The following is a 13,641-nucleotide window of genomic DNA, read 5'->3' on the forward strand; positions in this document are numbered from 1 at the left end:
CCCGTTGGAAAGAGGATCCGTACCCTCATGAACGACCTCAGCCGCCGTGAGCACGATCTGCTGGGTGACCGCGATGTTCCCGGCGATGCCTACTGGGGTGTGCACACCCTGCGGGCCACGGAGAACTTCCCCATCACCGGCACCCCGATCTCCGCCTACCCCCACCTGATCGACGCCCTCGCCGCCGTCAAGGAGGCCGCCGCCCTCGCCAACGAGGAACTCGGGCTGCTGGAGCCCAGGAAGACCGCAGCCATCGTCGAGGCCTGCCGGGAGATCCGTGACGGCAAGCTGCACGACCAGTTCGTGGTCGACGTGATCCAGGGCGGCGCCGGCACCTCCACCAACATGAACGCCAACGAGGTCATCGCCAACCGGGCGTTGGAGCTGCTGGGACACGAGAAGGGGCAGTACGCGTTCCTGCACCCCAACGAGGACGTCAACCTCGGCCAGTCGACCAACGACGTCTACCCGACCGCCGTCAAGATCGCGACGGTCTTCGCGGTACGTGGACTGCTCGACGCGATGGCTGTACTACAGGACTCCTACGCCCGTAAGGCCGTCGAGTTCCGCGATGTGCTCAAGATGGGCCGTACACAGTTGCAGGACGCGGTACCCATGACGCTCGGTCAAGAGTTTTCAGCGTATGCCGTCATGATTGACGAGGACCGCAGTCGTCTTGACGAGGCCGTCACGTTGATCCATGAGATCAACCTGGGCGCCACGGCCATCGGCACCGGACTCAACGCCCCCGCCGGATACGCCGAGTCGGCCCGCCGGCACCTCGCAGGCATCACCGGGCTCCCGCTGGTCACCGCCGCCAACCTGGTCGAGGCGACCCAGGACTGCGGGGCGTTCGTCCAGATGTCCGGTGTGCTCAAGCGGGTCGCCGTCAAGCTCAGCAAGAGCTGCAACGACCTGCGGCTGCTGTCGTCCGGGCCGCGCGCGGGCCTGGGAGAGATCAACCTCCCGCCCGTGCAGGCGGGTTCGTCGATCATGCCCGGCAAGGTCAACCCGGTGATCCCCGAGGTCGTCAACCAGGTCGCCTTCGAGGTGATCGGCAACGATGTCGCCATCACGATGGCCGCGGAGGCCGGACAGCTCCAGCTGAACGCCTTCGAACCCATCATCCTGCACTCCCTGTCGGAGTCGATCACCCATCTGCGGGCCGCCTGCCTCACCCTCGCCGAGCGCTGCGTGGACGGCATCACCGCCAACACCGAGGCGCTGCGCCGGACGGTGGAGAACTCCATCGGCCTGGTCACCGCCCTCAACCCGCACATCGGCTACACGGCCGCCACCGACATCGCCAAGGAAGCCCTCGCCACCGGTCGCGGAGTGGCCGAACTGGTCCTGGAGAAGGGCCTGCTGCCCGCCGAGACACTCGCCGAGCTGCTGCGCCCCGAGGTCCTCGCGGGCAGCGGCGCTCTCCAGGCCTGACCGTCACCTTGAGCTGATACGCGCCAGGATCGACCCGGAGGCACAATAGTGATCATGACAACGACGTCGTCGCTCACGTTCCAGCCGGTCCTGGAGCGCATCGCCGAGGAGATCGAACGAACCCCGGACCGCGGCACGCCCGCCGACTACATCCCGGCGCTCGCCGCCTGCGACCCGCGCAGCTTCGGCATGGCCGTGGCCGAGCTGGACGGCACGGTGTACGGCGTCGGCGACTGGCGTGAGCCGTTCTCGACGCAGTCCATCACCAAGGTCTTCACCCTCGCGCTCGACCTGGCCCGCGAGGGCGACGAACTCTGGGAGCACGTGGGCCGCGAACCCTCCGGCAACCCCTTCAACTCCCTGGTGCAGCTGGAGTACGAGAACGGCATCCCGCGCAACCCGTTCATCAACGCGGGCGCCCTCGTCGTCACCGACCGCCTCCACACCCGTACCGGAGACGCGGCGGGTGAACTGCTGGCCTTCCTCCGCGAGGAGAGCGGAAACCCCGCCCTGGACTTCGACGAGGAGGTGGCTGCCTCCGAGTCCGCACACGGCGACCGCAACGCCGCCCTGGCCCACTTCATGGCCGCGTACGGCAACATCGACAACGACATCCCGACGCTGCTCGACCAGTACTTCCGCCAGTGCTCGATCCGGGCCTCCTGCGCCGACCTGGCCCTCGCCACCACCTTCCTGGCCCGCCACGGCATCCGCGCCGACGACACCCGCCTGCTCACCCTCAGCCAGGCCAAGCAGATCAACGCGATCATGCTGACCTGCGGCACGTACGACGCGGCGGGCGACTTCGCCTACCGGGTGGGTCTGCCGGGCAAGAGCGGAGTGGGCGGCGGAGTCATCGCGGTGGTACCGGGGCGCTGCACGCTGTGCGTGTGGAGTCCGGGTCTGGACGAGCGGGGCAACTCGGTGGCGGGCGTGGCGGCCCTGGACCGGTTCACGACCCTGACCGGTGTGTCGGTGTTCTGAGACGGGGTGGGCGCATCCCGCACCCGACCACGCACCGGTCACGCCCCGGTCTCCGCCCCGTCGCCTTCCAGCCACCCGAAACTGACACGCTGCTGACGTGTTGGCCAAAGTTCCCGCCGATCTCCGCCGCTGCCAGATCCTCGGTCTGGTCGGCACCGCCTTCATCGCCGCAGGTGGTGAGACAGCCGGGGCCCTGCCGGTGCGGGAGCTCCTCACCCCGTCCTCGCCACGCGCCGCACTCGGCCTGGTCGGCGCCTACTTCGGCGTGGTCCTCCTGATCGCGGCCTGGCTCCTCCTCGGCCGCCTGGTGCGCGGTCCGGACAAGCCCAGCACGCGGGAGCTCATGGCCGTCCTGGTCATCTGGTCGCTCCCGCTGCTGCTCGCCCCGCCCCTGTTCAGCCGGGACGTCTACAGCTACCTCGCCCAGGGCGCGATGGCCGACGCCCACATGGACGTCTACAGCCATGGGCCCGCCCTTCTCGGCGGCCCGCTCGCCGACGAGGTCGCCCCGATGTGGCGCAACACGGCCGCCCCGTACGGCCCCGTGTTCCTCGGCGTGTCCTCCGCACTGGCGAAGGCGTCCCGCGGTGAACTCCCCGTCGGGCTGCTCGGCATGCGGCTCGTCGCCCTGCTCGGCGTGGCCCTCATGGCGGCGGCCCTGCCCCGCCTCGCCCGCCACAGCGGCGCCGACCCGGCCGCCGCGCTCTGGCTCGGCGCCCTCAACCCGCTCGTGCTGCTCCATCTGGTCGCGGGCGCCCACAACGACGCCGTGATGCTCGGTCTGCTCGGCCTCGGCCTGGTCGCCGCCCTCGGCCGGTGGCCGATCCTCGGGGCCGTGCTCGTGACGCTCGCCGCGCTGGTCAAGGCCCCCGCCGTTCTCGGGCTCGCCGCGATCGTCGTGCTGCGGATCCGGGCCGGTGACCGTCCGGTGAGAGCCGTCCTGACGGCCGCCGCGTCGGCCGCCGCCACCACGGTCGCCGCCACGGCCGTCGCGGGCACCGGCTACGGCTGGATAGGCGCCCTCAACACCCCGGTGTCGTCCGGGAACTGGGCCCTCACCAGTCTCCTCGGCCGCGCCACCGGGGCCCTGCTGGAACGGTTCGGCAGCGACCTGGCCCCGCTGGCCGTACCGGTCTGCCACGCGCTCGGCATCGTGACCGCGGCCGCCGTCATCGGCTGCATATGGCTGCGCCTTCGTCCACGGCCCGTCTACGCCCTCGGCCTGAGCCTCGCCACCGTCGCCGCCCTCGGTCCGGCGATCCGGCCCTGGTACGCCCTGTGGGGACTGTTCCTCATCGCGGCCGCCGCACCCAGCGCGTCGGTACGGCACCGGGTGGCCGGAGTGACGGGCGTGCTCGCGCTCGCCACCCTGCCGAGCGGCGGCTCGGCCGACGCCGGCCAACTGGTCCTGGCCGTCTCCGGAGGCGTGCTCGCACTGATGGTGCTGGTGCAGGCCCGCCAGACGGCACGGGCCGCGGTGACGGGACGTACGGCATGAGGGCGCCGACCACGGATCGCGGCCGGCTGCTGATGGTCCTGTCCCTCGCCACCGCGGTCACCGTGTTCACGGCGACCGTGCCGCTGCTGCGCGACTGGTTCGACCTGCGCGTCTACCACGGAGCCGTCGACACCTGGGTCCACCACGGCGGACGGCTCTACGACTACCGGGTGCCGGGGACGGCGTACGGCTTCACCTACCCGCCGTTCGCGGCGGTCGCCATGCTGCCGATGGCCCTGCTCGGTCTGCGCGCCGCGATCGCCGTGGGTCTGCTGCTCAACCTGGCCGCGCTGGCCGTGGTCGTTCGCCTCCTCACCGGACGGGCCTGGCGGCGCTACGGCTGGTACGGCTGCGCCCTGGGCGCCTGCACACTCGCGCTGTTCGAACCATTGCGCGACACGTTCAGCTTCGGTCAGGTGAACCTCCTGCTGCTGGCGCTCGTCCTCGTCGACGCCTGGCTGCTGGCCACCGGCCGCGAACGCCGGGCCGGTATCGGGATCGGTCTGGCCGCCGCGGTGAAACTCACGCCGGCCCTTTTCATCGGCCTGCTGCTGGTCGCCCGGCGCTGGCGCGCGGCGGCCGTCGCCACGGTGATGGCGCTGGCGGCCACCGGGTTCGCGGCCCTTGTGGCACCCGACGCCTCGCGTTTCTACTGGACCGACGCCATGTGGGACACGACCAGGGTGGGCCGCCTGGACTACGTCTCCAACCAGTCGTTGCAGGGCATCCTGGCCCGGCTGGGCGAACTGGACCGTGCGGTCTGGGCGGTGGCGGTGCTGCTGACCCTGTGCGTGTGGGCGGTACGGGCGCGGCGGGCCGCGGCGGCGGGGAACTGGGCGGCCGCGTTCGCGCTGACCGGGCTGACCGCCTGTCTGGTCAGCCCGATCACCTGGGTCCACCATCTGGTGTGGCTGCTGCCGTCCTTCGCCGTCCTCGTGCGGACCGGGCACCCCCGGATCGCGGGCGCCCTCTACGCCGTGCTGTGCACCAGCGTGGTGTGGCTGTGGTTCGACGACGCGTCCGGCATCGACGGCTTCCTCGGCAGCAACGTCTACACCTGGATCACGCTCGGCCTGCTGCTGTGGCTGCCGCTGGATCAGGCCCGGGCCGAAGGGCCGGTCCGGGACCGCAGCGCCATCGCCATCGATCCCGCGCCGAGCCCGGCGGCGGCCAGGATGGCCCAGGTCTCCAGCCAGCCGGGCCCCTCCTCGTGCGGCGACACCGCCGCCGCGACCGGCACGGTCTCGGGACCCGGCCGGGGCTTCACCCGCAGTGCGTCCAGTGAGCCCACCGGAGCCACCCGGCCGGCCGCGCCGAACCCCCAGTCGAGCAGCTCACGCGCCTCCTCGTAGACGGCGAATCCGCCGCCCTCCTGAGGGTTCATCACCGTGACGACCAGCGTCCGGTCACCCCGGTGGGCGGCGGCGACGAGCGTGTTGCCGGCGCGGCTCGTGTAGCCGTTCTTGATCCCGATCAGCCCGCGATAGCGCGCCACGCCGTTGGCGCCCGTCAGCAGCCGGTTGGTGTTCTGGATGCCGTACGACCACCCGCCCCGGCCGGGGAACGTCGACTCGGCCGTGCCGCAGTACCGTGCGAAGTCCCGGTTGCGCAGCCCTGCCCGGCCGAAGACCGCGAGGTCGTACGCCGAGGAGACCTGGCCGGGGGTGTCGTAGCCGTCGGGGGAGCGGACGTGGGTGTCACGGGCGCCCAGGGCCCGCGCCTTGGCCTGCATCCTGGTGGCCGTCGCACGCCAGCCGCCGCTGAGCCCGGCCAGGACGTGCACGGCGTCGTTCCCGGAGTTGAGGAAGACCCCGCGCCACAGGTCGGCCACCCGGTACGTCCGCCCCTCGGCGACCCCGACCAGGCTGCTGCCCGGCGCGACGTCCGCGAGTTCGTCCTGGCCGACCCTGTGCCTGAGGCCGCCGGGCAGCGTCGGCAGCACGGTCAGGGCGAACAGCGTCTTGAGCGTGCTGGCCGGAGGCAGCTTCCGGTGGGCGTCGTGCGCGGCGAGCACCTTTCCGCTGCGGGCGTCGGCCACCACCCACGACAGCGCGGAGACGTCCGGGACCCGGGGCGCGCCCCGGTGTGGCCTGACCTGGGTGCCGGAGCGGTACAGCAGGGCGGGCGACACGGCCGAGGTCTGAGGTGTGCCGGGCCCGGCGGGTCCGGAGCCCGGGTGCGCGGCCGCCGTCACAGGAGCGAACACCAGCAGGCCGGTCGTGCACAGCGCGCAGGCTGAGACGGCCATCCGAGAGGGAAGTCCGATTGTCATACCGCAAAGCTAGGAAGAGACCGGCCGTAGACCGTGCTGCCCCGGCCGAGGAACGTGCGCGAGCACCCGGATGCCGCACGCCGCCCGGCGCCTCAGCCCTGTGAAGGCTCCGGTACGGTGCCGCCCAGGTCCTCGGTCATGGTGCGGGTGGCGGAGATGAGCAGGGTGCCGAGCCCCGAGACGCGTTCGCGGGTGACCCGGGCGGCGGGCCCCGAGATGCTGACGGCCGTGGTGACGGCGCCGGTGTGGTCGTGGACGGGAGCGGCCACGCAGCGGATGTCCTGTTCGTTCTCCACATCGTCGACGGCGTAACCGCGTCGCCGGATGAGGTCGAGCTCGGCGAGCAGCCGGTCGGGCGAGGTGATGGTGGTCGGGGTCCGGGCCGGCATGCCCGCCGCGATCACCCTGGCCACCACGTCGTCGGTGGCGTGGGCGAGGAACACCTTGCCGGTCGCCGTGCAGTACGCGGGCAGCCGGCCGCCGATGCGGGAGTGCATACGGACTGCCCGCGGGCTCTCGACCTTGTCGATGTACACGATCTCCGGCGGGTCGAAGGTCACCAGATGGACCGTCTCGCCGCTCTCCTCGGCCACGCGGTGCAGGTGGGGTGAGGTGATCTGCCGGGTGTCGCGCCGCTCCAGGTAGGCCTGTCCGAGCAGGGCGTTCTGGGGCCCGAGGCGGTAACGGCCGGACTCGGGGTCCTGGTCGACCAGCCTGACGTCCCTGAGCGGGGCGATCAGCCGCAGCACGGTGCTCTTGCTCAGCTCGAGGCCGGTGGCGAGGTCGCTCAGGGTGGAGCCGTGCGGATGGCTCCGTTCCTCGGCGAGGAACATGAGGATGCCCAGCGCGCGGCGCAGCGAGGACGAGGAGTTGCGACGGGGAGCGTCGTCGTCGGGGGAGACCATGCCGCGCATCCTAACGTGCTGCATAGCAAAACGGTATGTCACATATCGAAATCCATGGTTGACGGTTCAGGAATGTCGGGGCTAGCTTCTGCGCAACGCGATGTGAAACAAGGTTTTGCATTGCAGAACGTCACTGTCTGCGGCCGATGACGACCGCCACCTCCCCGCCTGCTTCGCCCTCTCCTCGTGCGTCCCCGAAGGGTGTCCCGCCATGCGATTCCGTCACCGTACCCGGCCTTTGATGGTGATTTGCGCCAGTGTGACCGCCGCCGCATCGCTGTCCGCGTGCAGCTCCGCCGCCGGTTCCACCGGTTCTTCCGCCACTTCCTCGACCCTTCAGCAGGTCATCAAGCGCGGCACCCTCAACGTCGCCAGCTGTCTGACGTTCCCGCCGTTCGGTTCGACGAGCAAGGGCAACAAGCCGCAGGGCTTCGACGTCGACGTCGCCACCGCCATGGCCACCGCCCTCGGCGTCAAGGTGAAGATCGTCGACACGACCTCCGCCAACCGCATCCCCAACCTGCAGACCAAGAAGGTCGACGCGGTGGTCTGCAACTTCACCACCACCGCGGAACGCGCCAAGCAGGTCTCCTTCAGCGACCCGTACATCGTCGCGGGCGAGGTCATGCTGGTGAAGAAGTCCAGCGGGATAGCGGCATTGAAGGACCTCAGCGGCAAGACGGTGGCCGTGACCAAGGGCTCCACCAACGGCGACGCGGTCAAGGCCGGCAACCCCAAGGCGAGGATCCAGGAGTACGACACCTCGTCCGCCGCCGTCCTCGCGGTCAAGCAGGGCCAGGCGGACGCCATGGTCGAGGACTCCAACTTCCTCAACTACCAGGCCAAGCTGGACTCCTCGCTCAAGGTCACCAAGGACTCCGTCGTGCCGCTGGAGTACAACGGCATCGGCGTCCCGCTGGGCGACGCCACCTGGCTCCAGTGGGTGAACACCTGGCTGCGCGACTTCAACACCTCGGGGCAGGCCGACGCGCTCTACAAGAAGTGGTTCGGCGTCAGCCGCTCGTTCCCGCTCAACCCCTCGTACTGAACGGCCCGTTGAGGAGTCCCATGCTCACCGACTGGACGTACGCCCTGCGGGACTGGTCCACCTATGTCGACGCGGCCTGGCTGACGCTGCGCCTGTCGCTGGCCGCCTTCGCCCTGGCGTGCGCCCTCGGCCTGCTCGGCGCCGCCGCCCGCAGATCCCGCCATGCGGTCCTGCGGGCGGTCGCCGCCGTCTACGTCGAGGTCATCCGCAACACCCCCGTCCTGCTCCAGATGTTCGTCGCCTACTTCGTGCTGCCGTCCGCCGGAATCAGGCTCAGCCCGGTCCAGGCGGGCGTGCTCGCGCTCGGTGTGAACGTCGGCGCCTACCTCACCGAGATCTTCCGCGCGGGCATCCAGGCCGTGCCGCGCGGCCAGCGTGAGGCGGCCCGCGTCCTGGCACTGAGCCCGGCCCGCGCCTTCGCCCACATCGTGCTTCCGCAGGCGCTGCGCAACGTCTACCCGGCCGTGGTCAACCAGCTCGTCCAGATCATCCTGGGCTCGTCGCTGCTCTCGGCGATCTCCGTGCCCGAACTCACCGGCACGGCCATGGTGGTCAACTCCCGCACCCTGCTCACGGTTCAGGTCTTCGGCATCGCCGCGGTCCTCTACCTGATCCTCACCAACCTCGTCGCGCTCGCCGCCGGACTCGTCGGACGGGCCGTCTTCAAACCGCCGCTGAGCCCCGCCGCCGTACGACCCCGGCCGCTGGACACCGTACGACGGCTGCTGCCGGCCCTTCCTCGCCGTAAGGAGGCCTGATGGACTGGTCGGTCATCGTCGACAACCGCGAGGTGTATCTCTCGGGACTGCGGGCCACCGTCCTGCTGTCCCTCGCGGCCATCGCCACCGGGACGCTCGCGGGGCTGCTCGTCGCGGCCGTACGGACCAGCCGGATCCCGGTTCTGGCCCAGCTCGCCCGCGGCTACCTGGAGGTGTTCCGCGGCACCCCGCTGCTGATCCAGATGCTCTTCATCTACTTCGGCGCGGCCTATCTGAGCGGGTTCGCGATCAGCGTGTTCGGCGCGGCCCTGCTCGCCCTCACCCTCTACCAGGGCGCCTACATCGCGGAGATCTTCCGGGCCGGTATCGAGGCCGTCCCGCGCGGCCAGTGGGAGGCCTCGAGGGTCCTCGGGCTGGGCCGGATCCAGACCTTCGTGGGCGTGATCCTTCCCCAGACCAGGGCGATCGTGCTGCCCCCGCTGGTCGGCCAGTACCTCTCCCTGATCAAGGACACCTCGATCGCCGTGGTCATCGGCTACGTCGAACTGGTCCGCCAGGGACAGGCCGTCATCGACCGCGTCGGCGACCCGGCGACCTCCTATCTCGCCGTCGCCGTCCTGTACTTCGTCATCTGCTACCCGCTGTCGGTCCTGGTACGGCGGATGGAGAGAAAGGCTGTCACCGCATGACGAACACCCTCACGGACCGGCGGACCGCCCGGGTCTCCCTCTCCGGCGTCCATAAGCGCTTCGGCGCACTGGAGGTCCTCAAGGGCGTCGACATCGACGTCGAACCCGGTGAGGTCGTCGTCCTCATCGGCGCCAGCGGCTCCGGCAAGTCCACCCTGCTGCGCATCATGTGCGACCTGGAGCGGGCCGACAGCGGCGAGGTGTGGGTGAACGACGTCCCCCTGCACGAACGCAAGCGCGCGCCCGAGATCTTCGGTCATGTGGGCATGGTCTTCCAGCAGTTCAACCTCTTCCCGCACAAGACCGCGCTGGGCAACGTCACGCTGGCGCTGCTGAAGGTCCGCGGGCTCGCCAAGGCGGAGGCCGAGCAGCGCGGCCGGGCCGTGCTGGACCGGGTGGGGCTGGCCGACAAGGCGGACGCCTACCCGGCGCAGCTGTCCGGCGGCCAGCAGCAGCGGGTCGCCATCGCCCGCGCGCTCGCCATGGACCCGGCGATCATGTTCTTCGACGAGCCGACGTCCGCGCTCGACCCTGAGCTGGTCGGCGAGGTCACCGGCGTGATGCGCTCGCTCGCCGAGGACGGCATGACGATGGTCGTCGTCACGCATGAGATGCGGTTCGCGCGGGACACCGCCGACCGGGTCGTGTTCATGGACGGCGGTGTCGTGCTCGAACAGGGCACGCCGGAGCAGGTGTTCGGCAGTCCGGCCGAGGCCCGTACCCAGCAGTTCCTGCACCGGGTGCTCGACACGTGAGGCACGAGCACGAGCCGGATGCCGAGGTCGTCTGCGTCGGCGAGACCATGGCCGTCCTGGTCCCGTCCGACGGTGGACCGCTGGAGCGGCAGCGCACCCTGCACCTGGAGGTCGGCGGTGCCGAGTCCAACGTGGCGTGCGGGCTCGCCGCCCTCGGGCACCGTGCGGCCTGGGTCAGCCGCGTGGGCGACGACCCGCTCGGCAGACGCGTTCTGGCCGACCTCGGGGCACGCGGTGTCGACGTCTCGGGCGTCGAGACCGACCCCGACCGGCCCACCGGCGTGTACTTCAAGGACACCGGCGCCGGCGGGACCGGCACGCACTACTACCGCTCGGGCTCCGCGGCGACCCTGATGGGGCCCGCCCTCGCCCGGCATCCGCAGCTGCGGCGGGCCCGGATGCTGCACGTCAGCGGGATCACCGCGGCTCTGTCGGACAGTTGCGCCGAACTGGTGCGGACTCTGCTGTCCCGCCCGGGCCCGGTGGTGTCCTTCGACGTCAACCACCGCCCGGCCCTGTGGCGGCACCGGCCCGCGGACCCGGCGGGGGTGCTGCTGGAGTTGGCGCGTGCCGCCGACATCGTCTTTGTGGGACGCGACGAGGCGGAGACCCTCTGGGGTACCGGCAAGCCCGCGGAGATCCGTGACCTGCTGTCCCCGGCGGCCACCGTGGTGGTCAAGGACGCGGAACGCGGGGCGGTCGCCTTCACCGGCGACGGCGAGGAGGTGTTCGTGGCCACGCCCGACTCGGCGGTCGTCGAACGGGTGGGCGCGGGTGACGCGTTCGCCGCGGGATACCTGGCGGCGAGGCTCCAACGGCGGGACACGGAGGCGGCGTTGCGTCTGGGGCACCTGATGGCCGCAACGGCCATGGCGAGCCTCGGCGACGTCCCCACGGCACTCGCCACGGCGGAGGTCGAGAGCCGTCTCGCCCTCGACGAGGCGGGCTGGGCGGCATTGCGACTCGGTTAGCCGGCGGGCAGTGTCGGCTGGATCCGGCGCAGGAAGGTCGCGTTGTCCGGGGTCTCGCGCATGCGCTCCAGAAGGGTCTCCAGGCTGGCCTGGCCGTCCCGGGTACGCAGTGCCCGGCGAAGACCGTGTACGGTCGCCAGCTCGGCCGGGGCCAGCAGGAGTTCCTCGCGACGCGTGCCGGAGGGGTCGATGGCGACGGCCGGGAAGACGCGCCGGGAGGCGAGCTCGCGGTCCAGGCGCAACTCCATGTTGCCGGTGCCCTTGAGCTCCTCGAAGTAGAAGTTGTCGGCGAGGGAGCCGGTCTCCACCAGGGCGGTGGCGAGGATGGTCAGCGAGCCGCCCTCCTCGGCGAGCCGCGCGGCACCGAAGAACCGCTTCGGCCCGATCAGCGCGGTCGCATCGACCCCGCCGCTGAGGGTGCGGCCACCGCCGGGGGCCGCGTTGTTGTGCGCCCGGCACAGCCGGGTCAGGGAGTCGAGCAGGATCACGACGTCCTCACCGGCCTCGACGAGCCGCTTGGCCCGTTCGATGACCAGCTCGGCCAGCGCGATGTGCTGCTTGGCCGGGCGGTCGAACGTCGAGGCGTACACCTCGCCGCGCACGGAGCGCCGCATGTCGGTGACCTCCTCGGGACGCTCGTCGAGCAGCACCACCATCAGGCGGCACTCGGGGTGGTTGCCGGCGACGGCGGCCGCGATCTGCTGGAGCAGAACGGTCTTGCCGGTCTTGGGCGGGGCGACGATCAGCCCGCGCTGGCCCTTGCCGACGGGGGCGATCAGGTCGGCGACACGGCCGGTGAGGCCGGATGCCGGGTGTTCGAGACGGATCCGCTCGTTCGGGTGCAGCGGGGTGAGATCGCGGAAGTGGCGGCGGCCCGTGTCGGGGATGGCGCCGTTGACCCGGGCGACCTCGGTGAGGGCGCGCTGGGTACCGCGCACCCCGTCGACAGTGTCTCCCTTGCGCAGGCCGAACCTGCGGATCAGTGCGGGGGAGACCTGGAGGTCGGAGGGCGAGGGGAGCAGGCTCGCGGCGCGAAGGTGGCCCTTCCCGCTCGCGTCGATGTCGAGGACGCCGGTGACGGCGCGGACCGGGGGCTGCTGCTGTACCGGGGGGTTTTCGAGAGTGGTGGTCATGGTGGTCTGTCCTTTCGAGGACGGAAGGCATGGGACATGCGCAGGGAAGGGGAGAAGCCGCGCGGGGAAGACGGACAGCGCCTTCGGGCGGCGGGAAACAGCACCTCGGGTACGGCGAACTCGCACGGGGCGAGGGAACCTTGCTCACGAGGTGGTGCTGAAGAGCTGAGAGCCCGGTCGATAACCGACGGGAGGTTCAGCGATTCGAAGGGAACTGGCACCGGCGCCCACAGCGGGGCGTGCACAAGTGCTGTCGGCAGAGTAGCACGTATCCGTCAGCGCTGGGCGAGAAGGCCGTAGAGGAGCGGGATCCGCGGTGCGGGAAGCCGCCACCAGCCGGACGGGGTGCGCTGCATCTGCGGCCAGCGCGGCCAGGGCAGTTCGTCGCTCTCCCTGAGCCGCCGGATATTCAGTCCCGCCCCCGTCAACGCGGTGACGACCTCTCCTATTCCGTGCATCCACTCGAAGCTGTCGGTGGCGCCCTCGACGGCCGGACCGTCGGTGTAGGTGTGGGTCGCGTCCCGGTGGACGGGTCCCGCGCCGCCCAAGTAGTCATGGCGCAGCAGGAGTTCGGGCCCCTGGACCGGTTCGGGCTTCGGGCCGAGCGAGTTGAGCAGCGGATGGAACTCGACGATGTACAACAGGCCGCCGGGGCGCAGCAGTTGGGCGACCACACCCGCCCAGCGCTCCAGGTCCGGGAGGTAGCACAGGGCGCCCTTGCTGGTGTAGACGACGTCGAAGCGCCGGCCGCCCAGCGCCGCGACGGCGTCGTACACGTTCGCCCGCACGTACGCGACGTCCACGCCCGCCTTCGCCGCGATGCCGGTCGCGGCGGCCACCGACGCCTCCGAGAAGTCGAGCCCCACCGCGCGGGCCCCGCGGCGGGCCAGGGCGAGAGTCTCCGTGCCGAGATGGCACTGGAGGTGGAGCACGTCCCGGCCGGTGAGGTCGCCGAGGTCCTCCCACTCGAAGGCGGCGAACCAGCGCTCGGGATCGAGGTCCTGGTCGAGGCCGTAGAACCGGCTGCCGAGGTGGACGGGGGTGCGGGCGTCCCAGTTGGACTGGTTGGCCCGCATCAGCCGCTCGTGCTCGTCGGTGGTCATGACGGCATCCAACCGTGAACCGGGCCGCGACGCGCCGCATACCCGCTGACGGGGGGCGGTGCGGTCCGCGGCCGCCCGACCGACGTACCGCCGACATTTTTCGTGCGCGTCAGGTGTCGATTCGGGT

The 13,641-nt window shown here is 71.0% G+C and carries 12 protein-coding genes and 1 pseudogene; 9 read left to right on the forward strand and 4 right to left on the reverse strand.

Annotated features, from left to right (window positions below; genetic code table 11):
- The first annotated feature begins 27 nt into the window (after window positions 1-27).
- From aspA to ACFYRX_RS20460, 4 genes are all read left to right on the forward strand, one after another.
- Window positions 28-1,437, forward strand: a complete 1,410-nt coding sequence (aspA, locus tag ACFYRX_RS20445; RefSeq protein ID WP_389101478.1) for an aspartate ammonia-lyase — start codon at window positions 28-30, stop codon at window positions 1,435-1,437.
- Window positions 1,438-1,491: 54 nt separating this feature from the next.
- Entirely contained in the window at window positions 1,492-2,421 is a 930-nt protein-coding gene (locus ACFYRX_RS20450) for a glutaminase (RefSeq protein WP_389101480.1), read from the forward strand.
- A gap of 97 nt (window positions 2,422-2,518) precedes the next feature.
- Window positions 2,519-3,919 carry a polyprenol phosphomannose-dependent alpha 1,6 mannosyltransferase MptB gene (gene mptB / locus ACFYRX_RS20455; RefSeq protein WP_389101482.1) on the forward strand — a complete coding sequence of 467 codons (1,401 nt, stop codon included), beginning with the start codon at window positions 2,519-2,521 and terminating at the stop codon, window positions 3,917-3,919.
- Window positions 3,916-5,271, forward strand: coding sequence for a glycosyltransferase 87 family protein (locus ACFYRX_RS20460; RefSeq protein ID WP_389101484.1), 1,356 nt, complete (start codon window positions 3,916-3,918; stop codon window positions 5,269-5,271). The genes mptB and ACFYRX_RS20460 overlap by 4 nt, the downstream gene beginning before the upstream one ends.
- An 83-nt stretch (window positions 5,272-5,354) precedes the next feature.
- On the opposite strand, the pseudogene ACFYRX_RS20465 reads toward ACFYRX_RS20460, so the two are convergent.
- Window positions 5,355-6,191 (reverse strand): annotated as a pseudogene (locus tag ACFYRX_RS20465) (D-alanyl-D-alanine carboxypeptidase family protein); the annotation flags it as partial.
- A gap of 92 nt (window positions 6,192-6,283) precedes the next feature.
- Complete coding sequence (locus ACFYRX_RS20470; protein ID WP_389101485.1) at window positions 6,284-7,120, reverse strand: IclR family transcriptional regulator; 837 nt, start codon at window positions 7,118-7,120, stop codon at window positions 6,284-6,286.
- Window positions 7,121-7,355: 235 nt separating this feature from the next.
- On the opposite strand from ACFYRX_RS20470, the gene ACFYRX_RS20475 reads away from it, so the two are divergent.
- Genes ACFYRX_RS20475 through ACFYRX_RS20495 form a run of 5 tightly spaced genes read left to right on the forward strand, consistent with a single transcriptional unit; the run spans window position 7,356 to window position 11,278 of the window.
- Entirely contained in the window at window positions 7,356-8,144 is a 789-nt protein-coding gene (locus tag ACFYRX_RS20475; protein ID WP_389101487.1) for a transporter substrate-binding domain-containing protein, read from the forward strand.
- Window positions 8,145-8,164: 20 nt separating this feature from the next.
- Window positions 8,165-8,902, forward strand: coding sequence for an amino acid ABC transporter permease (locus tag ACFYRX_RS20480; RefSeq protein WP_389101488.1), 738 nt, complete (start codon window positions 8,165-8,167; stop codon window positions 8,900-8,902).
- A complete protein-coding gene (locus ACFYRX_RS20485) occupies window positions 8,902-9,552 on the forward strand; it encodes an amino acid ABC transporter permease (protein WP_389101490.1) in 651 nt (216 codons plus the stop codon). Before ACFYRX_RS20480 ends, ACFYRX_RS20485 begins: the two co-directional genes overlap by 1 nt.
- Window positions 9,549-10,307 (forward strand): amino acid ABC transporter ATP-binding protein, encoded by a 759-nt coding sequence (locus ACFYRX_RS20490; protein WP_389101492.1) that lies wholly within the window; start codon window positions 9,549-9,551, stop codon window positions 10,305-10,307. The genes ACFYRX_RS20485 and ACFYRX_RS20490 overlap by 4 nt, the downstream gene beginning before the upstream one ends.
- The gene (locus ACFYRX_RS20495; RefSeq protein ID WP_389101493.1) at window positions 10,304-11,278 is read left to right on the forward strand and encodes a sugar kinase; all 975 of its coding nucleotides are present in this window, start codon (window positions 10,304-10,306) and stop codon (window positions 11,276-11,278) included. Before ACFYRX_RS20490 ends, ACFYRX_RS20495 begins: the two co-directional genes overlap by 4 nt.
- Here the strand turns inward: ACFYRX_RS20495 and rho are convergent.
- Window positions 11,275-12,411, reverse strand: a complete 1,137-nt coding sequence (gene rho / locus ACFYRX_RS20500; protein WP_389101495.1) for a transcription termination factor Rho — start codon at window positions 12,409-12,411, stop codon at window positions 11,275-11,277. The two genes, ACFYRX_RS20495 and rho, sit on opposite strands and share 4 nt — an antisense overlap.
- Window positions 12,412-12,686: 275 nt before the next feature.
- A complete protein-coding gene (locus tag ACFYRX_RS20505) occupies window positions 12,687-13,514 on the reverse strand; it encodes a class I SAM-dependent methyltransferase (protein WP_389101497.1) in 828 nt (275 codons plus the stop codon).
- Window positions 13,515-13,641: the final 127 nt, after the last annotated feature.

The sequence above is a fragment of the Streptomyces sp. NPDC005374 genome, from assembly GCF_042872225.1.
In the GTDB taxonomy this organism is placed as follows: Bacteria; Actinomycetota; Actinomycetes; order Streptomycetales; family Streptomycetaceae; genus Streptomyces.

Coding starts and splice junctions, on each gene's coding strand:
- ACFYRX_RS20490 (WP_389101492.1), top strand. CDS start 9,549: ATGACGAACACCCTCACGGACCGGCGGACCGCCCGGGTCTCCCTCTCC.
- ACFYRX_RS20460 (WP_389101484.1), top strand. CDS start 3,916: ATGAGGGCGCCGACCACGGATCGCGGCCGGCTGCTGATGGTCCTGTCC.
- ACFYRX_RS20480 (WP_389101488.1), top strand. CDS start 8,165: ATGCTCACCGACTGGACGTACGCCCTGCGGGACTGGTCCACCTATGTC.
- ACFYRX_RS20470 (WP_389101485.1), bottom strand. CDS start 7,120: ATGCAGCACGTTAGGATGCGCGGCATGGTCTCCCCCGACGACGACGCT.
- aspA (WP_389101478.1), top strand. CDS start 28: ATGAACGACCTCAGCCGCCGTGAGCACGATCTGCTGGGTGACCGCGAT.
- ACFYRX_RS20450 (WP_389101480.1), top strand. CDS start 1,492: ATGACAACGACGTCGTCGCTCACGTTCCAGCCGGTCCTGGAGCGCATC.
- ACFYRX_RS20485 (WP_389101490.1), top strand. CDS start 8,902: ATGGACTGGTCGGTCATCGTCGACAACCGCGAGGTGTATCTCTCGGGA.
- rho (WP_389101495.1), bottom strand. CDS start 12,411: ATGACCACCACTCTCGAAAACCCCCCGGTACAGCAGCAGCCCCCGGTC.
- ACFYRX_RS20505 (WP_389101497.1), bottom strand. CDS start 13,514: ATGACCACCGACGAGCACGAGCGGCTGATGCGGGCCAACCAGTCCAAC.